The organism is Micromonospora sp. NPDC047762, assembly GCF_043204655.1.
In the GTDB taxonomy this organism is placed as follows: Bacteria; Actinomycetota; Actinomycetes; order Mycobacteriales; family Micromonosporaceae; genus Micromonospora.
Genome location: NZ_JBIDCQ010000007.1, coordinates 249,086 through 269,424 on the forward strand (window position 1 = coordinate 249,086; position 20,339 = coordinate 269,424).

The window sequence follows — 20,339 nt, forward strand, 5'->3', positions numbered from 1 at the left end:
GGGTGGCACATCCGGATGCGGGGCGGTGGTCAGCTGTGGCGCTGGGGCGGCGGTCCGGTCACCGGATCGGCCACCTGCCGGGCGCCGACCAGGGAAGCCGCCGACCAGGCAGCCCAGGCTGCGGCGTCGACCAGCGACCGGTCCTCCGGGTGGTGGCGGCGGAACTCCTGGACCACCTCCTCGTCGACCTGGTACGAGGCGACCGCGGTGAGCAGCGCCAATCGCGCGGCGGCCCGGTCCGCCGGTGCCAGGTCGGCGATCAGCCGCTCGCACCAGTCGGTGCTGATTCCGGTGTCCCTCCCCCGCCACCCCGAGAGATGCGCGGTGACCAGGTCGCGTACCTCCGGAGCGAGCGCGCGGTCACCGGCGGCGCGGAAGACCTGGTCGGCCCGGCCCACCGCGGCGGCCACCGCCGGCCGGGGCGCCGCCCAGGCGGTGGCCGCGCGCAGCGGCGCGGCGGGCAGCAGGCCCGAGGCCCGGCCCGGCTCGCGCGGCTCCCGCAGGGTGGGACGCAGGACCCGGCTGATCCCCTGCTTGAGTCGGCGACGGGACCACGGAGCAAGGCCCGGCGGCAGCAGGAAGTTCGCCAGGAACACGTTCACCATGCGGGTCAGGTAATGAAAGGCGACGACCACCCCGATCAGTTCCGCGCGGTCTGCCGGGGACAGCCCGGCAGGCGGCGGCGCGGCGTCGTCGGACTGGTGCGCGGTACGCGCCCACGCCGCCGCGACGCGCAGCTCCGGCTCGGTGATGTCCTGCATCCGGTCGCCGGCGACCGCCTCGGCGGCGTGCTCGCCGGACAGGTCGTACATGCCGACGGTGTGCATGTCCGCGCAGTACGGGCAGGTGTTGGCCACCGACACCGCCGCGGCGACCGCCTCCTTGGTGGCCCGGTCCACCGGCCCCACCGTGACCAGGGGTTCCCGTGTCAGCGCCCAGTACGCGGCCAGCACGTCCGGTGCCGGAGAGTGCATCAACGCGGGCGGCACCACGAGTCGCATCTCGTCGGCCACCTGCGCGTACACCTCGGCGACCAGCCCGTTGGCCGACCCGGGCGAAACCGGGGACACGTACCTGACCTGCCGACGCACCATTGAGGACGCTACCCGCGCGGCGACCATCTCCGTCCTCCATCCGTCGTCGTGTTCCCGGTCAGTATCAGCGGGCGGCGGTCGCCTGGAGTGGGGCCGACCGGTCCAGCGCACGACCGGAGAAGCCCTCCACAGAACCTGGGGGTTTTCTCCAGATTCGGGGGTTCCGTGCGAGCGCAACGACGAAGATGCGGTCCCTGTCGTGCTGCCGTCACGATGTGGGAAAGCGATCCGTGAGCGGTGTCCGGTGGGTCACCGCCGCGGGTCCGGCACGACGGCCACGGCACTGACCGGCCCGGCGGGCACCTCCTCCGGTCGCGCGTCCGCCAGGCGGACGACCCGTACCGGCGCGCCGACCACGGACAGGAGGCGATGCGGTGCAGCCCGACGAATCCGAGCGCAATCCGGATCGGACGCTCGTGCTAGAGGCGTTCGCGGACACCATCATTCCCGGCGAGAAACGGTTTCCCGGGGACCGCAGCGTGGCCGGGGTGTCAGCCGGCGGTGGTGCGGTGGCGGCCGGTGCGGTCGAGCTTCTCGAGAACCCGGCCGGCGGTCTGGCCGAAGGGCTGGACTCCCTGGTGTTCTCCCTCAACGACCACGCACGGGAGTACGCCGCCGGCCGCGACCTGACGCTGGACCCGACGGTGCCGCCGTTCGTGGCGCTGCCGTTCGACCACCGCACCGCCCTGGTCGCCGACCTCACCCAACCGGATCACCCGGAAAAGCAGATGTGGGTGGGCCTGGCCCTGTTCAGCAACATGGCCTTCGACAGCGCCGCCCACCTCAGCACGCCCGCCGCGCTGGCCGCCGGCCACCCGGGTCTGCTCACCATCGGCTACGAACAGCCGCAGGCCGACGGCATCTGGCGGTTCGAGTCCTTCTCCTACGGCCGGCAACTGGCCGACCTCCACCCCGACACGACGGCGACGGGCAGCCCCGCATGACCAGCATCGAATCGACCGACGTTCTCATCATCGGCAGCGGCTTCGGCGGGGCGATCCCCGCGTACCACCTCGCCGCGGGCGGTGCCCGCGTGACCGTCCTGGAGCGCGGCCCATGGCTGCGCGGCGAGGAGTTCGACCACGACTTCCTGCTCGGCTCGTCGTACACCCGGGTCTTCGACTTCGTGGTCGGCGACGGCATGAGTGTGCTCGGCGGCAACTGTGTCGGCGGCGGAAGCGTTGTCTACTTCGCCACCATGCCGCGCGCGCCGCGCTTCGTCTTCGAGCGACGCGGCAGCATCGGCCGCCGGATGTGGCCCAGCTCGATCAGCCGGGACGCCCTCGAACCCTGGTACGACCGGGTCGCCGAGGCACTGCCGATCACCCGGCAGACCTGGGACAAGATCCCGTACGCCGGTGGCCTGTTCGGCGCGGCCTGTCGGCACGCCGGGCGCACCGCCAACCCGGCGCCGTCCGCCGTCGACGTGGACATGTGCACCAACTGCAACTGGATGATGTCCGGCTGCCGGTTCGACGCCAAGCGATCGCTGCTGCTGAACTACCTGCCGGCGGCGCTCGCCCACGGCGCGGAGATCCGGCCGCTGCACGAGGTGCAGCAGATCTCCCGTAACGACGACGGCGGCTACCGGGTGCACTACCGGATCGTGGACGGCGAGGACTACCGGATCCTGCACGACGAAGGTGCGATCGACGCGAAGCTCGTCATCGTCGCGGCGGGTGCCGGTGCCACACCGGTGATCCTGCAACGGTCGGAACCCGGGCTGGGCACCATGCCGCACGCGGTGGGGCGCTACTTCTCCGGCAACGGGGAGCGACTGAACACCGCCGTCTTCGACGAGGACCGGATCCGAGACGTGCTCGGGCTGTCCCGACCGGACGGGCGAGCCTATGAGGCGTACCAGATCGGGCGCGGCCCGACGGTGGCCAGTTGGGACCGGCTCGACGGCAACCTGCCCGAGTTCGAGCGCTACTCACTGGAGCAGCTCTACTTCCCGCCGGGGCTGGGCACCATCCTGGCGCAGGCACCCGACGCCAGCGGCCCGACCTGGTTCGGGGTGGACAAGAAGGAGATGCTGCGCCGCTGGCGGTCCTGGCTGACGATCTTCATCATGTCCGAGGACGACAACGAGGGCGTCTTCGGACCACCGCCGGAGACCGGCAACGCGCACCGCTTCTCGCAGCAGATGCTGGGGCACGGTCCGCTGAGCTACCGGCCCACCGCGAACACCCGGCGGGGCTGGTCGCTTGCCGACGCCGACATCAAGGACATCCTGGAACGCGACGGGCTGGCCCGGGTTGAGCCGTGGACGAACGACCTGGTCGGCGCGTACACGGTGCACCCGTTGGCGTCCTGCCGGATCGGCGACGACCCGGCCACCTCGGCGCTGGACGACCGGCACGAGCTGCGCGGACACCCCGGAATCTTCGTCACCGACGGATCGGCGGTCCCCGGTGCGCTCACGGTGAACCCGGCGTTCACGATCGCCGCCCTTGCCGAACGCGCCATGCCGGGCATCATTCGGGCCGCGCAGGAGCGGGGGGTCTCCGTCACCTACGGGGCGCCGTCGCCGGACGGCGAGACCGCCGGCCGCCGGGCGGTGTTCGCCCGCTGAACAGTCGGGCGTCGGCCGGCCGGGCGCCGGCCGGCGCCTGTTCTTCCGAGGGGGAATCGGTGCGAAAGCTCATCGCGAGGGTCGCTCGACCCGCCACGGCGTTGCAACTCCGGCACGTCGCGCCGGTCGCGCCGAGCCGGGCCGACGGCCCGGTGGCGGCCGTTTACCAGCAGATCGAACGGGACTTCGGGATGCTCGCACCGCCGGTGGCGCTGCACGCGGCCTCTCCGGTCGTGCTCGCCGCGGCCTGGACCATGCTGCGCGAGGCGCTGCTGGCGTCCGGGCAGACGGGCCGGGAGGCCCGGGAGGTGGTGGCCGCCGGGGTTTCCCAGGCCAACCGTTGCCCGTACTGCGTGGACGTGCACGGTGGCACCCTCGCCGGTCTGCTGAGCGGCCCGGACGCCGCCGCCATGCTGACCGGGCAGTTGGCCGCTCTGCGGGACCCGCGGCTGCGTGAGCTGGCCGGCTGGGCCGCCCACGGCGGGCCGCCGCCGTTCCCGCCCGAGCACGGTCCCGAACTCGTCGGCGTCGCTGTGGTGTTCCACTACCTGAACCGGATGGTCAACGTCTTCCTGCCGGACTCGCCCCTGCCGCCGGTGCCCGGCCCGGTCGCGGCGGTGCTGCGGCGGGGTGCGGCCCGGATCCTGGCCGGGCTGGCCGGCAGGACCGTGGTCCCGGGCGAGTCCCCGGGTCTGCTGCCTCCGGCGACGGTGCCGCCGGACCTGTCCTGGACCGGCGACCGGCCGCACCTGGTGGCGGCGTTCGCGCGGTCCGCAGCGGTGGTCGACGCGGCAGGCGAACGCACCGTCCCGGCACCGGTACGCCGGCTGTTGACGGCGCAGCTCCCTCGCCTTGGCGCGCCCCCGTCCGGCCTGGACGCGCGCCCGGCCGCCCTGCGACTTCGTTGGCTCGACGAGTGCGTCGCGGGCCTGCCGGAGTCGGACCGCCCGGCGGGGCGTCTGGCGTTGCTGGTGGCGTTCGCCTCCTACCGGGTCACCGCCGCCGATGTCGACCGGGTACGCGCCCAGGGGTACGACGACCGCGGCCTCGTCGAACTGGCCGCCTGGTCGAGCCTCACCGCCGCCCGTCACCTGGGCGCACGCGCCCTTCGGGTGGCGCCGGCTCCGACGGCGGGCTGGAGCCGGCGCACCATCGGCTGATCCCGGAGGGCGTACGGCCCGCCCGACGGCTCCTGGATGTCGCCGGCCGCGGCTTCAGGTGGCAACGACGCGGCCCATGTCGTACGTCTTCCTGAGTAGGAGGACGCGCCCCTCGGGTGTGTCTCACACGGGTGTCCCACCGACGGGATACTCGAAAGGGGTCGGTCAGGCAACCCTCGCCCCCATCCTGGTAGGGACCGTGCCGGGTGGCAAGAGGCGGTGCGGCCGACGGGATTCCACTGTCATTTCTCCTGTTGTTCAGCGGGTCGGGCGGCGATTTTTGGAATCCGTCCCGACTGACCATCCGGGCCCGATCTAGAACCAGCGCGACGAGCGGCTGATCCACACACTCGGCACCCGATTGAGAATTGAAGGAAATTGACCACGCAACCCTGGCCCGAGAAATTCAGATAGTCATTCTCTTTAAGAGAGAAACGACTATTGGCAATCCGGGAAACTCTGACTATGCATTGCATTAAATTCGGTTAACAGCGTGAGCAAATAATCCTACCTTCCGCTCATCGCTCCGGTCAATAATCTTTTTCAGTCGGCAAAGCGCCAGATTCACTGAAGGTAGCCAAACGGCCGGGTACATGATCGACAATTACCGACGTTTCGCGTCAAACCGCAGCCCAGGGGCACCGTATCCGTGACCAGTTTCCAAATTGACCGCTTTCGGCACCCCCCGTGGAAAGTGGGTCGCACCGCTATCCGCATGCATGACCGTCAAGCTCCATATGAGTGTCGAAAGCACTGCTCAAGGCGCTCCTCTCTTCACGATTGCGGTCTATTGCCCTCGATGATCAGCAGTATTGTCAATCGCTCTGGGCTGGGCTAGCCTCGACCGGAAGCGGAGCCCTTCGGGGCGGCGGGAGTGAGGCAGTAGGGCATACCAGCGCAATCATATGCATCACTACAGCGCTCGATGGGACCAAAACCGCGATGCTTTACACGACAATTATTACCACCTAGTACGAAAAATCGCCGGACGGGTCAGGGGGAGGCATCATGGAGGAATCGACCAAGCAGGCAGTGAATCGTGCGATCAGCACCATGCGAGAGAACCTCGGCGAGCAGCTCACCGTCGACGACATGGCCAGGGCTGCCATGTTCAGCAAGTTCCACTTCACCAGGATCTTCCAGCGGACCACCGGGGTCTCCCCGGGCCGTTTCCTGTCCGCGCTGCGTCTGCAACGCGCCAAACAGCTGCTGATCTCCACCACACTCAACGTCGCCGACATCAGCCTCCGGGTGGGCTACAACAGCGTCGGCACCTTCAGCTCGCGGTTCACCCGCAGCGTCGGCATGTCGCCGACCACCTACCGGCGCCGCGCCGGCTACGCCCCGCAGATCGCGACCGACCCGGAACCGGCCCCGCTCTCCGAGGCTCGGGTGCACGGCCGCATCCCCTCGCAGCCGGGCCGGCCGAACGGGCCGGTCTTCGTCGGCCTCTTCACGGACCGCATCCCCGAGGGTCGTCCGGTGCGCTGCGCGGTGCTACCCGACGGCGGCTACTTCCACTTCGACACGGTGCCGCCGGGCACCTGGTACCTGCTCGCTCAAGCCGTCGACACCAACGCGGGCGGGCGTCCCGACGAGGCGAACCGACCGATCGCGGTGGCCTCGGAGGGGCCTCTCACGGTCTCTTGGAACTCCGACATCCGGGTGGACCTCGACCTGCAGCCGATCCAGAGCATCGATCCGCCCGTGCTACTGGCCCTGATGGACAGCCGAAAGCTCGCGTTGGCCCGGGTCGCGGCGGAACAGCAGGCCGCCGAGACGCCCCTGAGCGCCGCGCCCGTAATGATCACGAAGCTCCGCGAGTCCGACCGTACCGCTGCCTGACTGCCTGACTGCCTGACCGCCGGTCCCACACGGGCCACAGCCGCGACGCGGTGACGGCCCGAACGCTTCCGCCACGAGCGTGCCATGGGATCGCCATCAATCTCCACCCTTTCTACGTGGGAGAATCGCACCGCGGGGCTGTGTTGACCAGCTGGGGGAACTCGATGCGCATCTCTGACCTGAGCCGCTACACCGGCGTGCCCGTCGCAACAATCAAGTTCTATCTTCGGGAGGGCCTCGTCCCACCGGGCCGACTGACTGGCCGCAACCAGGCGCAGTACGGCGAGGCGCACCGACGGCGCCTGCTCTTCATCCGAGCGATGACCGGCATCGGCCAGCTTGAGCTGTCCACAGTGATGGAACTGCTCACGGCCATCGAGGACGACGACCTCCCACTTCCCGGGCTGTACCGGACCGCCAACCGGGTGGTGTACCCGGACCTCGACAAATCCAAGGCCGTCAACGACGTGACGGCCGAGCGCACCGAGGTCGACCGCCTCATCAACGAGCTGGGCTGGCAGGTGGGCGACGACGTCCCGGGTCGGAACCGGCTGGCCCATGTCCTCGCAGCTCTGCGCCAGCTCGGCTGCAGCCACGGCACCGAGTTCTTCCATCCGTACGCACAACTCGCGGAACAGTCCGCGGACCGCGAGCTCAGTCTGCTTCCGCGCGACGACATGGAAGTGGAGCGGGCCGCCGCGGTGGCCCGCGCGGTGCTGCTCGACGCGGCGCTCGCCGCGCTGCGCGGGATGGCCCAGGAGCACCTGGTCACCCAGCGTTTCGGCAGACCGGCCGACACGTCCGGCGCGGCCCCGTCGACGCACGGCCGCTCCCCCGCCACCGACGCGCCGCCGGCGAACGGCACGCGGCACGCCGGCGACCCGGCGACCGGGGTGCCCCAAAAGCTTCCCCGCCGGGCCGACCGTGCCAGCTGAGAGGCACGTGGGAGACGGGCACAGGCACGTCGCCCGGCGGGAGAGCGGCGACACCCGCACCGGCCGCGGTGCGCGCGCCTCAGTCGGCGTACGCGACCCGGTGGCGCCCGCGGGTCCTGGCGAGGTCGTACCGCCTGACGGTGCGCGCCGCGAGCCCGCCGTTCATCGGGAGTCACCCGCTGGGTCGGCGTCGTAGAAGGGGCCGTCGAGAAGCGTGGCCGGAATGCCGCGCCAGCGGTCTTCGACGTTCTCGGCGCGAGAGTTTCCGAGCGTCTGCTGGGCATCTCGCCCGTCTCCGACCGGCCCGCCGATGTGGTAGCCGGGACCGTCGAGGAGCGTGGCCGGGATACCGCGCCACGGGTCTTCGAGGTCCTCGTGGCGAGGGTCCGCGGCCGAGTTCTCGGCATCGCGCCCATCCTCACCGTGCGCAGCGGTGTCGGTCATGTTCTCGCTCCTCACCTGCCGAATCGCCAGATGGACACGGACGCCTCCACCCGGTCCGGGCCGCGCGCTCAGGGCCGGGGGGCGGCGAAGAAGGTGGGGAACCGGGCGGTCAGACCGAGGTCACCTCGGGTCTTCAACCGGCCCTTCATCACCAGCATCACCGCGTGCGCGTTGCCCGTGACCAGGTGGACGAAATCAGCCGCGGCCAGGTTCAAGGTCAGCTGTGGCTGCCCGTCGGCGCGGGACGACAGAGTGCAGACGCCGTCGGCGATGACCATCTGGTAGGTGTCGACGCCGCCGTCCGGTCGATCGCCGATTCGCCAGTGCACCACCGCCCGGGTCCGGCCGGCGACCTCGGGCCGAAACGCGGACTGCATCCCGCCGATCAGGTGATCGAGGATTTCGGCACGCCGCTCACCGCGCATGACCTCGCGCAGCTCGTCGTCCGGAGTGTGCTTGACCAGACGGGCGAACTCGACCGGATCCATAGCTTCGACACGTGAATCGTGGATGGACATCAAACTCCTCCAAGCTCACCACCGCAGCGGTGCGACTTCCGCGCCCTCCGGTCATCGCCACCCCCCTGCTCTCGTCACACATCCTGGCCCCGAGTCCGACCGGGGGCACCTCCCAGACTGCGCAGGTGCAGGGCCCGTCTGATCGGGCGTCGCCGGTGCCCTGCGCTGCGGGAACGGCACGGCGCGAGATGCCGGTCGATGCGACCCGACGCCACGATGGTCGGATGCGACTGTCGCTGAATCTGGGACATCTGGTGGGCGCCGGCGATGCCGCCGGCCGGGTGCGGCTGGCCGCCGAGGCCGAGCGGCTCGGCTTCCACACCGTGTGGGCGGCGGAGGTGTACGGCTCGGACGCGGTGACGATGCTGACCTGGATCGCCGCGCACACCCGGTCCGTCAACATCGGCTCCGCCGTCATGCAGATGCCGGGACGCAGCCCCGCCCTCACCGCGATGACCGCCGCGACCCTCGATCGCCTGTCCGGCGGTCGGTTCCGGCTGGGCCTCGGCGTCTCCGGACCGCAGGTCTCCGAGGGATGGCACGGCGTGCCCTTCGCCGACCCGCTCGGGCGGACCCGTGAGTACGTCGACGTGCTCCGCCTCGCCCTGTCCCGGCGCCCGCTCGCCCACCCGGGCCGGCACTACCCGCTGCCGCTGGCCGGCGGCGCCGGCAGAGCCCTGCGGCTGACCGTCCATCCGCCCCGCCCGGACCTGCCGATCTATCTGGCCGCGGTCGGCCCGCGCAACCTGGAACTGGCCGGGGAGATCGGCGACGGCTGGCTCGCCGCATTCCTCAGCCCGGAGTTCGCGGCCGAGCAGTTGCGGCACGTCCGGGCCGGCCGGGAGCGAGCCGGCCGGCCCATGGACGGGTTCGAGGTGATCGCGTCAGTGCCGCTCGCCGTCGGCGACGACGTCGGGCGGTGCGTCGACCGGGTCCGCGCGCACGTCGCCCTCTATCTCGGCGGTATGGGCAGCCGAGACCGCAACTTCTACAACCTCCTCGCCGCACGCATGGGTTACGCGGACGCGGCCCGTGACGTCCAGGAGCTGTATCTGGCGAAGCGGTACGCCGAGGCGGCCGCCGCCGTACCGGCGGACTTCGTCGACCGTACGTCGCTGCTCGGACCGGTGGACCGGATCGCCGGGCGGCTCCGCGAGTTCGCCGAGGCCGGCGTCACCGAGCTGGCGGTCACCGTCTTCGGCGGCGGCATCGGTGCCCTGCGGGAGGTTCACGAGGCGTACACCGCAGACCGGTCGACGCCGCTCAGGCGGGGGTGACCGTCCGGTTCCAGTCGATCCGGTGGCGGTGCACCGGGCCGAACATCCGCTCGGGCTTCAGCACGGTGTGCCGCGCGACAGGGGCCAGCAGCCGCATGAGCGCGTACGCGACCGGGCCGGGTGCCTTGGCCTGATTGGCGCGCGCGGCATCGGCAGCGATCTTCTCCACCCGGGGCCGGCGCATCATCTCGTAGGTGGCGAACGCCGCCTGCACCCCGGGCACATCACGCAGGCAGCGGGCGAGCTGCACGGCGCTCTCCGAGGCCAACGAGGCGCCCTGACCGGACACCGGGGAGGGCGCGTGCGCGGCATCCCCGACCAGCACCATCCGCCCGCGGTACCACGTCCGCAGCGGGGGCAGGATCTCGATGGCGCCGAACGGGAACACGTCCTGCGGCCCGGCCCGGTCGAGCACGTCGCGCGCCGGTACGTCCTCGGCGTGCACCCGGCGCAACCGGTTCAGCCATCGGTCCGCTGGCACCCGGCGCGCCTCGGACATCGCCATCGGCTCGTCGCTGGTGATGTTGCTGAACCAGTTGACGCGTCCGTCGGATCCGATCCAGTGGCCGAAGAAGGCGTCGTGCCCGTTCGCCAGATGCATGACGCCCGGCTCACCGACCGACGGCACCTCCACGGCGCCGCCCAGGCCGAGCATCCCGGTGTACTGCGCCGTGGGTGCGCCCGGGTCGATGAGGCGCCGGACGGCCGATCGGATGCCGTCCGCACCGATCAGGACGTCGGCCGTCGCGCTGCTGCCGTCGGCGAAGCTGGCGGTGATGCTGTCCGGCGAGTCCGTGGCGCCGACCAGACGCCGGCCGTAGACGATGCGGACACCCGCCGCCTCGGTCCGCTCGCGCAGCAGTCGTTGCAGGTCCGCGCGCTTGACCGCGCGGCTCGGCGGCAGATCGGGCAGGTGCTCGAAATCGCCGAACGGCCGGCCTCGGCCGTCCGTCATCACGGTACGGCGGATGGGGCTGCCAAGGCGGTGCACGTCGTCCTCGACCCCGACGATGCCGAGCGCGTCGATGCCGTTGGGCGCCAGCATCAACTCGCCGCCGACATCGTCGGACGGCCGGTCGTACGCCTCGAACACGGTCGGCTCGATGCCTGCCCGGTGCAACGCGAGTGCCGCCACACTGCCGGCGATGCCGCTACCGATGATCATGGCTGTTCTGGCCTGTGTCATGCCGCTTCCTCCGGGTCGACGCCCCACGCTGCCTCGCGATGGAGCTGGTGTGTGGCCTTCGTACCCGTTTCCCATCAGATGCCGTCTTCCAAAGTGCTGTGGCGGGTGCCCGTTACGACGAGACCGGGTGGGTGGCGAACAGCCACCCACCCGGTCGTCACGGTTCATTTGAAGGAGAGGCCCTTCGCCTTCATCGAGGACTTGAGCGTGCTCAGGGCTTTGGGCCCCATCCCGTGCAGCTCCTTGACCTCGGACTCGCTGATCTTGGTGAACTGCTCCAGCTTGGTGTAGCCGGCACCCTCGAGCGCCCGCAGCGCGGGCTTGCCCAGTGAGCTCGGCAGATCAGTGCCTTGCGCCATCGTGTGACTCCCTTCGGTTCTTTGGACGCGCCCGTCCGGCGTTCATGGTGCCCCAGTGGCGGTGCGAAGACGGTCCGGAAACGTTCCGGTCCCGGTGAGTCGCCACCCGCGCCACGCGTACGCGTTCGTGCGCAGTCGCCCTGAACATCCCGGCGGCGAAGATCCACACTGCCCCGCAGCGCACTGACGAAGGTGCATCACCCTCCGTGCGAGGTCGACCATGGAGACGTTTTCCGGGGATTGGCGCACGGGCCCCGCCTGCAGAGAACCGACGCCGATCCAGGCCACACACCGCCGCCCGGCTCGCACCGGCCCGACGCCATCCGTACGCCCGATCGAGAGGACTTCACGGTGACCGGACCCGACCCGATCCCCGCCCTGACCGCTGACGGTGACGAGCTGGACCGGCTGCTCGCCGGCCTGGACGACACACAGTGGAAGCTGGACACCCCGGCTCCCGGTTGGACCATCGCCCATCAGGTGGCCCACCTGGCCGCGACATTCCGGCTGGCCGGTTTCGCCGCCGCGGACCCGGACGGCTTCCGCGCCCGCGTCGCGACGATGAGCGGTGACTTCGACCGCAACGTCGACGTCGCGCTGTCGGCCTATCTCTCCGACCCGCCGCACGTCCTGCTCAACCGGTGGCGGGAGGAACGCACCAACGCCGAGAAGGCTCTCGCCGCCGTGCCGGACGGTCAAGTGGTGCCCTGGCTGGTGCGGCCACTGCCCGCGCCGGTGCTGGCCTGCGCCGGAATGATGGAGCTGTTCGGCCACGGTCAGGACATCGCCGACACGCTCGGCGTGCGTCAGGTGCGGACGGACCGGATCCGGTTCCTGTGCGGCTTCGCGGTGCGCACCTGGGACTTCGGCTATCAGGCTCGCGGCGAGTCGACCCCCGACGTCGAGTTCGGCTACACGCTCACCGCTCCGTCCGGCGCCGTCTGGCGGTTCGGCCCGGAGGACGCCGAGCAGCGGATCTCCGGGCCGGCCGAGGACTTCTGCCTGCTCGTCACGCGTCGCCGGCACCGCGACGACCTGTCCCTGACCGCGACGGGGGCCGACGCCGAGCACTGGCTGGACATCGCCCAGGCGTACCGCGGGCCAGCCGGTGCGGGTCGCACGCCGGGACAGTTCGGCCGGTCCTGATCATGCCGGATGCACCTCGTTCCAGCAGCGCAACCACGAAGGCGCTGCGCGACACCCGCTGTTGCCAGGATGACGGCATGACCGTCGCGCCGCACGCCGCGGACTTCCTGCTGGGCGACGCGGCACAGCGGCACGCCGGATCCGCACGCCTGGCGGCGCTGGGACCGGTGCACCGGGTGACGCTGCCGTCCGGCGGTCCGGCGTGGCTGGTGGTCGGGTACGACGAGGTGCGCCGGTGCCTGGCCGACACCCGCTTGGAGGGCCGCACCGGCGCGGTAGCCGACCGGCGCGGTCTTTCCGAGCGGCTCCGCCTCGGCATGAACAATCACATGCTGAACCGGGAACCGCCGGACCACACCCGCCTGCGCAGGCTGATCTCCGCGGCGTTCACCCGGCGCCGGATGGAGGACATGCGGCCACGCATCGAGCGGATCGCCGAGGATCTGCTGGATGCGATGGCCGGCGAGGACGAGGTCGACCTCGTCGCGGCGTACGCGTTGCCGCTGCCCATCCGGGTGCTCGGCGGGCTGCTCGGCATCCCCGAGTCCGACGACGCCGCCTTCCACCGCTGGACGACCACACTGACGGCGAGCGCGCTGAGCCTCGCCGAACTGGAGGCGGCCGCCGGGGAGATGCTGGACTACGCCCAGGGCCTGCTGCGCGACAAACGCCGCGCGCCGGGTGACGACCTCCTCTCCGCCCTGGCATCGGTGCGGGACGGCGGTGACCGGCTCACCGAGGACGAGCTCACCTCCATGGTGTTCCTTCTGCTGATCGCCGGACACGAAACCACCGTCAACCTGATCGGCAACGCGATGCTGGCGCTGCTGACCGACCGCCCGCAGCTCGAGCGGCTGCGCGCCGATCCGGACCTGGTGGCGGACGCCGTGGAGGAGGTTCTCCGGTACGAGAGTCCCGTGCAGGTGGCCGCCCGGCGGGCGCGGCAGCCGGTGACTGTCGGCGGGGCCACCATACCGACCGGCGCGGTGGTGCTGGTCTCGCTGCTGGCGGCCAATCGCGATCCGGAGCGGTTCGCCGAGCCGGCCACGCTACGCGTCGACCGGCCGCAGAACGCGCACGTGGCGTTCGGGCACGGACTGCACCACTGCATCGGCGCGCCGCTGGCCCGGCTGGACGCGACGATCGCCATCCGCGCGCTGGTGCGCCGCTATCCGCACCTGCGGCTGGCCAACCCGGCCGAATCGCTGGCCTGGCGGGCGAGCGTCGTCATGCACGGCCTGAACGCGCTGCCCGTGCGGCTGCGCTGATCTCCCCGTCGCCCCAACCGATCTGGAAAGGAGGAGGCGTGACCGCGAACACCCAGGGTCTGGAGCCGGCCGAGGCCGGCCCGACCGTGGCCGACCTGATCCGGGCGCAGGCCCGGCGGCATCCCGAAGCGATCGCCGTGTCGGACGGCGACGTCGAGCTCACCTACGGCGAGCTGGCACGCCGCGCGGCCGGTGTGCGGGCGGCGGTACGGGCGTACGGTGCCGGGCCTGGACGACCGGTGGCAGTGCTCGCGTCCCCCGGCGCGGACCTGGTCGTCGCACTCGTCGGCGCGCTCGGTTCGGGGGCGCCGATGGTGTGCCTCGCCGGCACCGGGACCGCGCACGCCGCGCTCGCCGATCTGGGGCCGGCGTGCGTACTCACCGACTCGGACCCGGACGATCCGGTACGCCGGGCGGTCGACGCGAGCGGCGTGCCCGTGCTGGACCTCGCCGGGATCCCCGGCGCCACCGACACCACGGTGTCCGCCGTCGCTCCGGACGCGACCGCCTACGTGGCGTACACGTCCGGCACCACCGGTCGACCCAAGGGCATCCGGCAGACCCACGCCGCGCTGGCCCAGTTCACCGGATGGTTCGCCGCCGAGTTCGGCATCGGTGCCGGCACCCGGCTGGCGCAGTGGGCGGCACCCGGCTACGACGCCTGCCTCGTCGAGGTGTTCGCGGCCCTGCGCGGGGGCGCCACGGTGTGCCCGGTGCCGTGGCGAATACGCGCGGACCCGGATCGCCTGGTGCCGTGGCTGTCACGTGAGCGCGTGACAGTGCTCCAGACCGTGCCGAGCTTCGCCCGTGAGCTGGAGCCGCTGCTCGACGGCGATCCGGCGTCGACCCGGCTGGCCGCCCTGCTGCTCGCCGGCGAGGCGCTGCCTGGCCCGCTCGCCCGCCAGCTCCGGGCGCGGCTGCCGCGGACCAGGCTCGTCAACCTGTACGGACCGACCGAGACCATCCTCGCCACCTGGCACGAGGTGTCCGTCGCGGACACCGGTCCCGGCACCGTCGCGATCGGTCGGCCCATCCCCGGACGGGACCTGCTCGTGCTGGACGACCGCGACCGCCCGTGCCCGCCGGGCGAGATCGGTCACCTGGTGATCCGCAGCCGGTACGTCACCACCGGGTACGTGGGGGCGGCGGCCGCGGACAACGGGGTGTTTCACCCGCCGGCCGGCGTCGACGGCGTCACCCCGCACTACCGGACCGGTGACCTCGGCCGGTGGCGCCCGGACGGTGTGCTGGAGTTTCACGGCCGCCGGGATTTGCAGATCAAGATGTACGGCGTCCGCATCGAGCTCGCCGACGTCGAGGCCGCTCTGTCCGCGGACGAAGCCGTGGCCGCCTGCGCCGTGGTGCCCGTGACCGGCTACGACGGCCTGGTCGTCCGCCTCGACGCCTACGTCGTACCCGGCCCAGGCGGGACCCCGGACCACTGGCGCTCGGCACTGCGCCGCCGGTTCGGCGATCCCGTCCTGCCGGTCACCTTCACCACCGTGGATTCCCTGCCGCGCAACACCGGCGGCAAGGTCGACCGGCGCGCCCTGGCCGGCCTCCGTACCGGAAGAACGAAACACCGCGATCCGATGGAGTGTGCACTGTGACCCTTGTCGAGACCCAGACGACCGTCGACTTCGACGGCGAGACCGTCGGCGTGCCCGATGTGTGGAAGGTCGCGGTGGACCGCGTCCGCTGCGGCGTGAACCGGGACGCGCTGGGCCGTGCGGCCAGCAGCCGGGCCATGTTCGAGGACACCGTACGACGCGGTGAGCCGGTGTACGGCGTCACCACCGGTTACGGCGAGATGGTCTACATGCTCGTCGACACCTCGAAGGAGGTCGAGCTCCAGACCAACCTCGTGCGCAGTCACAGCGCCGGCGTGGGGCCGGACTTCGCCGAGGACGAGGCCCGGGCGATCGTGGCGGCCCGGCTCAACGCCCTCGCCAAGGGATATTCCGCGGTCCGCCCCGAGGTGCTGGAGCGGCTGGCGCTGTATCTGAACGAGGGCCTGACGCCGGCCATCCCGCAGATCGGCTCGCTGGGAGCCAGCGGTGACCTGGCTCCGCTGGCACACATCGCTTCCACCCTCATCGGCGAGGGTTATCTGCTGCGTGGTGGTAGCCGCGTGCCGACCGGCCCGGTGTTGCGCAAGCTCGGCATCGAGCCGCTGGAGCTCCGCTTCAAGGAGGGCCTCTCACTGATCAACGGCACCTCGGGCATGACCGGCCTGGGCTGCCTGGTGGCCAAACGCGCGCTCGACCAGGTTCGCCAGGCGGAGGTCGTCACCGCGCTGGTGTTGGAGACGATGCGTGCGTCAACCAGTCCGTTCCTCGCCGAGGGCCACGACATCGCGCGTCCGCACCGCGGCCAGATCGACACCGCGGCGAACATGCGGGCCCTGATGCGGGGCAGCGGGTTGGCGCTGGAGCACGAGGACCTGCGCCGGCAGCTGCAGGCGACCGAGCGGGCCGCGAACGGCGTCTCCCGTACGGAGATCTACATGCAGAAGGCGTACACGCTGCGGGCCATCCCGCAGGTGGTGGGCGCCGTCCGGGACACCGTGTACCACGCCATGGAGAAGCTGGAGACCGAGGTCAACTCGGCCAACGACAACCCCCTGTTCTTCGTTGGCAAGGAGGTTTTCCACGGCGCCAACTTCCACGGCCAGCCGATCGCCTTCGTGATGGACTTCCTGACCATCGCGCTCACCCAGCTCGGGGTGTTCTCCGAGCGGCGCACCAACCGACTGCTGAACCGGCATCTCAGCGACGGGCTGCCGGAGTTCCTCGTGGCCGGCGACCCCGGCCTGAACAGCGGCTTCGCCGGCGCGCAGTACCCGGCCACCGCGCTGGTCGCGGAGAACCGCACCATCGGGCCGGCCAGCACCCAGAGCGTGCCGTCCAACGGCGACAACCAGGACGTGGTCAGCATGGGCCTGATCGCCGCCCGCAACGCCCGGCGGGTGCTGGAGAACAACGACCGCATCCTCGCCGTGGAGTTCCTGGCCGCGGCGCAGGCGGTGGACCTGCGGGGTGGGCCCGACGGGCTGAGCCCGGCCGCCCGGGCCACCTATGACACCGTCCGCGGCCTCGTGTCCACGCTGAGCGAGGACCGCTACATGTCCGACGACATCGAGCGGACCGCCGAGGCGCTGTCGCGCGGGGTGTTCCTGACGGAGCTGGAGCGCGCCGATGTCGTGCTGCGCTGACGGGGCTACGGGCAGGGCCGCCGCCACCACCACGCCGGCCCCGGCCGACCGGGCTCAGTGGCTGGCCGCCCGTAAGGCGCTGCTGGAGCGGGAGAAGGAACTGACCCGGGCCCGCGACGCGGTGACCCGGGAGCGGCAGGCGCTGCCCCTGCTGACCGTCGACACGGACTACACCTTCATCGCCCCGGGCGGGCGCCGGCTGAGTCTGCTCGACCTGTTCGAGGGCCGGCGCCAGCTCATCACGTACCACTTCATGGGTTCGTTGGAAGGGTACGGCTGGTGTCCGATCTGCTCGTTCTGGGTGGACAACATCGGTCACCTGGCACACCTGCACGCACGGGACACCACGCTGGTGGTGGTGTCACCGGAGCCGCCAGCGGAGACGGAGCAGTTCGTCAAGCGGATGGGCTGGACCGTGCCGTTCGTCTCCTGCCACGGCACCACGTTCTACGAGGACTTCCACGTGCGCCTCGACGACGACGACCCGGAGCCGGAGATGCCCGGCGTCAGCACGTTCCTGCGCGAGGGCGACGTGGTGCGCTACGCCTACTCCACCTACCGGCGCGGTAGCGACCTGCTCAACAACACCTACAACTACCTCGACCTCACCCCGCTGGGTCGCCAGGAAGATCACCTGGAGGACAAGATGGACTGGGTCCGCCACCACGACGACTACGAGAGGTGGTGAGCGGATCATGATCAACGTGTTTCAGCCGTCCCTCGGCGAGGCGGAGCTGAACGCCATCGCAGAGGTGTTCGGCAGCAACTGGGTCGGCAAGGGACCGCGCACCGCGGCGTTCGAGGCGGCCTTCGCCGGCCACCTCGGCGTGGACACCGGCAGGGTCACAGCGGTGAACTCGTGCACCGAGGCGACGTTCATCGCGATGCAGCTCGCCGGTGTGGGGCCCGGCACCGAGGTGGTGCTGCCGACCGTGAGCTTCGTCGGCGCGGGCAACGCCATTGCGGCGCACGGTGCCCGTCCGGTCTTCTGCGACGTGGATCCGCACACCCTCAACCCCACCGTCGACGACGTGGCGGCGGCACTCACTCCGCGCACCCGCGCAGTGCTTGCTCTGCACTACGGTGGCCGGCCCGGTGACATCGCGGGCATCGCCGAGCTGTGCCGGGAACGCGGGATCCTCCTCATCGAGGACGCCGCCTGTGCGGTGGACTCCAGCGTGGACGGCGTGCCCTGCGGCACGCTCGGCGACATCGGCGTGTGGAGCTTCGACGCACAGAAGATCGTCGTGGCCGGGGACGGCGGCATGCTCACCGCCCGCGATCCCGACCTGGTGGCGCGGGCCGCCAAGCTCGCGTACTTCGGTCTGGAGCAGTTCAGCGGCTTCTCCCAGGCCCGGCGCTCGGCGCACCGATGGTGGGACTTCGACATCTCGTCGTTCTCCAGGCGTTCGATCATGAACGACATGCAGGCCGCCGTCGGCCTGGTGCAACTGGGCCGACTGCCGGACTTCGCCGACCGGCGGCGAACTGTCGAGGCTCGCTACGACAGCGGCCTCGCCGACGTGCCCGGTCTGACCCTGCCCCCGCCGCTGCCTCCCGGCCAACGCAGCTCGCACTACCTGTACTGGGTGCAGATGGACGAGGGCATCCGCGACGACGTGGCCAGCGATCTGTACGCCCAGGGCATCTACACGACGTTCCGCTATCCCATCCTGCACCGGGTGGCCGCGTACGGGTCGGCAGCGCGGCTGCCCCGGGCCGAGCGGGCCGCCGAACGCACCCTGTGCCTGCCGATGCACCAGGCGCTCACCGACGACGACGTGGACGCGGTCGTCGCGGCACTGCGCGCATCCCTCGCCCGTCGGCTCGGCCGGCACACCGTCGCGGCGGGAGACACCCGGTGACCGGCCAACACACGGTGACCTCGGCCGCCTACGACGCCGACGTGGCCGAGATCTACGACCTGCTGTACGCGGGACGGGGCAAGGACTTCGCCGCCGAGGCGGACGCCGTGGCGCGCGTAATCCGCGAGCGCCGGCCGCAGGCCCGGTCCGTGCTGGACGTGGCCTGCGGGACCGGCGAGCACCTGCGGCGGCTGGCGGCGACCTTCCCGGAGGTGGCCGGACTCGAACTGTCCCCAGCGATGTGCACTGTGGCGCAGGCCAAGCTGCCGGCCGGCGCCGTCCACGTCGGCGACATGCGGTCGTTCGCGCTGGGCCGCGAATTCGATGCCGTGTGCATCCTGACCGGCACCATCGGCTACGCCCACGACGTCGACGAGCTCTCTGCGACGGTCCGGACGATGGCCGCGCACCTCGTTCCCGGTGGCGTACTGGTGATCGACCCATGGTGGTCCCCGGACACGTTCCTCGACGGGCACGTCGCCCACGACGTGGTCCACGACGACACCCGTACCGTCGTGCGGGTCTCGCACTCGGCGCGGCAGGGGCAGGCGGCCCGGCACGAGGCGCACTACGTCGTCGCCGACGACGGCGGTATCCGGCACTTCTCCCACGTGCAGATGCTGACCCTGTTCACCCGGGAGGACTATCTCGAGGCCCTGCGGTCGGCGGGCTGTACCGCCGAGCATCTCACCGATGCCGGCGGCCTGCCCGGCCGCGGCCTGTTCGCCGGGGTCCGCCGATGACCTACACCGCCGAGTTCGCCGAGATCTACGAGTTCATCTACCGCAGCCGGGGCAAGGACTGGGCCGCCGAGGCGGAGACCCTGACCCGGTTGATCCGCGACCGGCGTCCAGAGGCCGCCAGCCTGCTCGACGTGGCCTGCGGGACGGGCGCACACCTGGCCACCTTTGCCGACACCTTCGACGAGGTGGCCGGCGTGGAGCTGTCCGAGCCGATGCGTGCGACGGCCCGGACGCGCCTACCCGGGGTGCCCGTGCACGACGGCGACATGCGCGACTTTCGCCTGGGCCGCCGCTTCGACGCGGTCACCTGCATGTTCAACGCCATCGGCTACCTGGGCTCGGTGGCCGAGCTGCGTCAGGCCGTGGGGTCAATGGCGCAGCACCTGGAGCCGGGCGGCGTGCTGGTGGTGGAGCCGTGGTGGTTTCCCGAGCGGTTCCTCGACGGTCATCTGGCCGTCGACTCCGACACCGACGGGACGCGGGCGGTGGCCCGGATGTCACACACCACCCGCACCGGGCGGATGTCGCACCTGGAGGTGCGCTTCCTGGTGGGGGACGCGGGCGGCATCCGGGAGTTCACCCAAACGTCGCACCTCATGCTGTTCAGCCGCGACGAGTACCTGGGTGCGTTCGCGGACGCCGGCTGCCCGGCCGAGTTCCTGGATGACGGGCTTACCGGGCGCGGCCTGTTCGTCGGGCAGCGCGGCTGA

19 protein-coding genes are annotated in these 20,339 nt (G+C 71.2%); 14 read left to right on the forward strand and 5 right to left on the reverse strand.

The window, feature by feature from the left end:
• Window positions 1-29: 29 nt before the first annotated feature.
• The gene (locus tag ACGF3C_RS22525) at window positions 30-1,070 is read right to left on the reverse strand and encodes a carboxymuconolactone decarboxylase family protein (protein ID WP_393224860.1); all 1,041 of its coding nucleotides are present in this window, start codon (window positions 1,068-1,070) and stop codon (window positions 30-32) included.
• A gap of 398 nt (window positions 1,071-1,468) precedes the next feature.
• Between ACGF3C_RS22525 and ACGF3C_RS22530 the strand changes: the two genes are divergently transcribed.
• The 5 genes from ACGF3C_RS22530 (at window position 1,469) to ACGF3C_RS22550 (ending at window position 7,609) form a co-directional block, all read left to right on the forward strand.
• The gene (locus ACGF3C_RS22530) at window positions 1,469-2,038 is read left to right on the forward strand and encodes a DUF5987 family protein (RefSeq protein ID WP_357196735.1); all 570 of its coding nucleotides are present in this window, start codon (window positions 1,469-1,471) and stop codon (window positions 2,036-2,038) included.
• Window positions 2,035-3,669 (forward strand): GMC family oxidoreductase, encoded by a 1,635-nt coding sequence (locus ACGF3C_RS22535; protein ID WP_357221877.1) that lies wholly within the window; start codon window positions 2,035-2,037, stop codon window positions 3,667-3,669. The genes ACGF3C_RS22530 and ACGF3C_RS22535 overlap by 4 nt, the downstream gene beginning before the upstream one ends.
• Window positions 3,670-3,728: 59 nt before the next feature.
• Window positions 3,729-4,829 (forward strand): carboxymuconolactone decarboxylase family protein, encoded by a 1,101-nt coding sequence (locus ACGF3C_RS22540; RefSeq protein ID WP_393224864.1) that lies wholly within the window; start codon window positions 3,729-3,731, stop codon window positions 4,827-4,829.
• Window positions 4,830-5,837: 1,008 nt separating this feature from the next.
• Complete coding sequence (locus ACGF3C_RS22545; protein ID WP_355008726.1) at window positions 5,838-6,674, forward strand: AraC family transcriptional regulator; 837 nt, start codon at window positions 5,838-5,840, stop codon at window positions 6,672-6,674.
• 164 nt (window positions 6,675-6,838) lie between these two features.
• Window positions 6,839-7,609, forward strand: coding sequence for a MerR family transcriptional regulator (locus tag ACGF3C_RS22550; RefSeq protein WP_393224869.1), 771 nt, complete (start codon window positions 6,839-6,841; stop codon window positions 7,607-7,609).
• Window positions 7,610-7,771: 162 nt separating this feature from the next.
• Here ACGF3C_RS22550 and ACGF3C_RS22555 read toward each other — a convergent pair whose 3' ends face one another.
• On the reverse strand, window positions 7,772-8,053 hold the full coding sequence (locus tag ACGF3C_RS22555) for a hypothetical protein (protein ID WP_357228420.1): 282 nt from the start codon (window positions 8,051-8,053) through the stop codon (window positions 7,772-7,774).
• A gap of 68 nt (window positions 8,054-8,121) precedes the next feature.
• Entirely contained in the window at window positions 8,122-8,571 is a 450-nt protein-coding gene (locus ACGF3C_RS22560) for an SCP2 sterol-binding domain-containing protein (protein ID WP_357204124.1), read from the reverse strand.
• 224 nt (window positions 8,572-8,795) lie between these two features.
• Between ACGF3C_RS22560 and ACGF3C_RS22565 the strand changes: the two genes are divergently transcribed.
• Entirely contained in the window at window positions 8,796-9,848 is a 1,053-nt protein-coding gene (locus ACGF3C_RS22565) for an LLM class F420-dependent oxidoreductase (protein ID WP_357228425.1), read from the forward strand.
• Here ACGF3C_RS22565 and ACGF3C_RS22570 read toward each other — a convergent pair.
• Together ACGF3C_RS22570 and ACGF3C_RS22575 are read right to left on the reverse strand one after the other, a co-directional pair.
• Window positions 9,835-11,034 (reverse strand): FAD-dependent oxidoreductase, encoded by a 1,200-nt coding sequence (locus ACGF3C_RS22570; protein WP_393224874.1) that lies wholly within the window; start codon window positions 11,032-11,034, stop codon window positions 9,835-9,837. The genes ACGF3C_RS22565 and ACGF3C_RS22570 overlap by 14 nt on opposite strands.
• A 164-nt stretch (window positions 11,035-11,198) precedes the next feature.
• On the reverse strand, window positions 11,199-11,393 hold the full coding sequence (locus tag ACGF3C_RS22575; RefSeq protein ID WP_355008720.1) for a DNA-binding protein: 195 nt from the start codon (window positions 11,391-11,393) through the stop codon (window positions 11,199-11,201).
• A gap of 351 nt (window positions 11,394-11,744) precedes the next feature.
• Here ACGF3C_RS22575 and ACGF3C_RS22580 point away from each other — a divergent pair, with 351 nt between their 5' ends.
• The 8 genes from ACGF3C_RS22580 (at window position 11,745) to ACGF3C_RS22615 (ending at window position 20,339) form a co-directional block, all read left to right on the forward strand.
• The gene (locus ACGF3C_RS22580; RefSeq protein ID WP_357222095.1) at window positions 11,745-12,539 is read left to right on the forward strand and encodes a TIGR03084 family metal-binding protein; all 795 of its coding nucleotides are present in this window, start codon (window positions 11,745-11,747) and stop codon (window positions 12,537-12,539) included.
• 77 nt (window positions 12,540-12,616) lie between these two features.
• Complete coding sequence (locus ACGF3C_RS22585) at window positions 12,617-13,807, forward strand: cytochrome P450 (RefSeq protein WP_393224878.1); 1,191 nt, start codon at window positions 12,617-12,619, stop codon at window positions 13,805-13,807.
• Window positions 13,808-13,845: 38 nt separating this feature from the next.
• Window positions 13,846-15,417: an AMP-binding protein gene (locus ACGF3C_RS22590; protein ID WP_357222099.1), complete on the forward strand. Its 1,572-nt coding sequence runs from the start codon at window positions 13,846-13,848 to the stop codon at window positions 15,415-15,417.
• The gene (cmdF, locus tag ACGF3C_RS22595; RefSeq protein ID WP_357222101.1) at window positions 15,414-17,021 is read left to right on the forward strand and encodes a tyrosine 2,3-aminomutase; all 1,608 of its coding nucleotides are present in this window, start codon (window positions 15,414-15,416) and stop codon (window positions 17,019-17,021) included. Before ACGF3C_RS22590 ends, cmdF begins: the two co-directional genes overlap by 4 nt.
• Entirely contained in the window at window positions 17,005-17,709 is a 705-nt protein-coding gene (locus ACGF3C_RS22600; protein WP_357222103.1) for a DUF899 domain-containing protein, read from the forward strand. Before cmdF ends, ACGF3C_RS22600 begins: the two co-directional genes overlap by 17 nt.
• Before the next feature lie 7 nt (window positions 17,710-17,716).
• Entirely contained in the window at window positions 17,717-18,886 is a 1,170-nt protein-coding gene (locus ACGF3C_RS22605) for a DegT/DnrJ/EryC1/StrS family aminotransferase (RefSeq protein ID WP_357222105.1), read from the forward strand.
• A complete protein-coding gene (locus ACGF3C_RS22610) occupies window positions 18,883-19,629 on the forward strand; it encodes a class I SAM-dependent methyltransferase (RefSeq protein ID WP_393224882.1) in 747 nt (248 codons plus the stop codon). Before ACGF3C_RS22605 ends, ACGF3C_RS22610 begins: the two co-directional genes overlap by 4 nt.
• Window positions 19,626-20,339, forward strand: a complete 714-nt coding sequence (locus ACGF3C_RS22615) for a class I SAM-dependent methyltransferase (protein WP_357222109.1) — start codon at window positions 19,626-19,628, stop codon at window positions 20,337-20,339. The genes ACGF3C_RS22610 and ACGF3C_RS22615 overlap by 4 nt, the downstream gene beginning before the upstream one ends.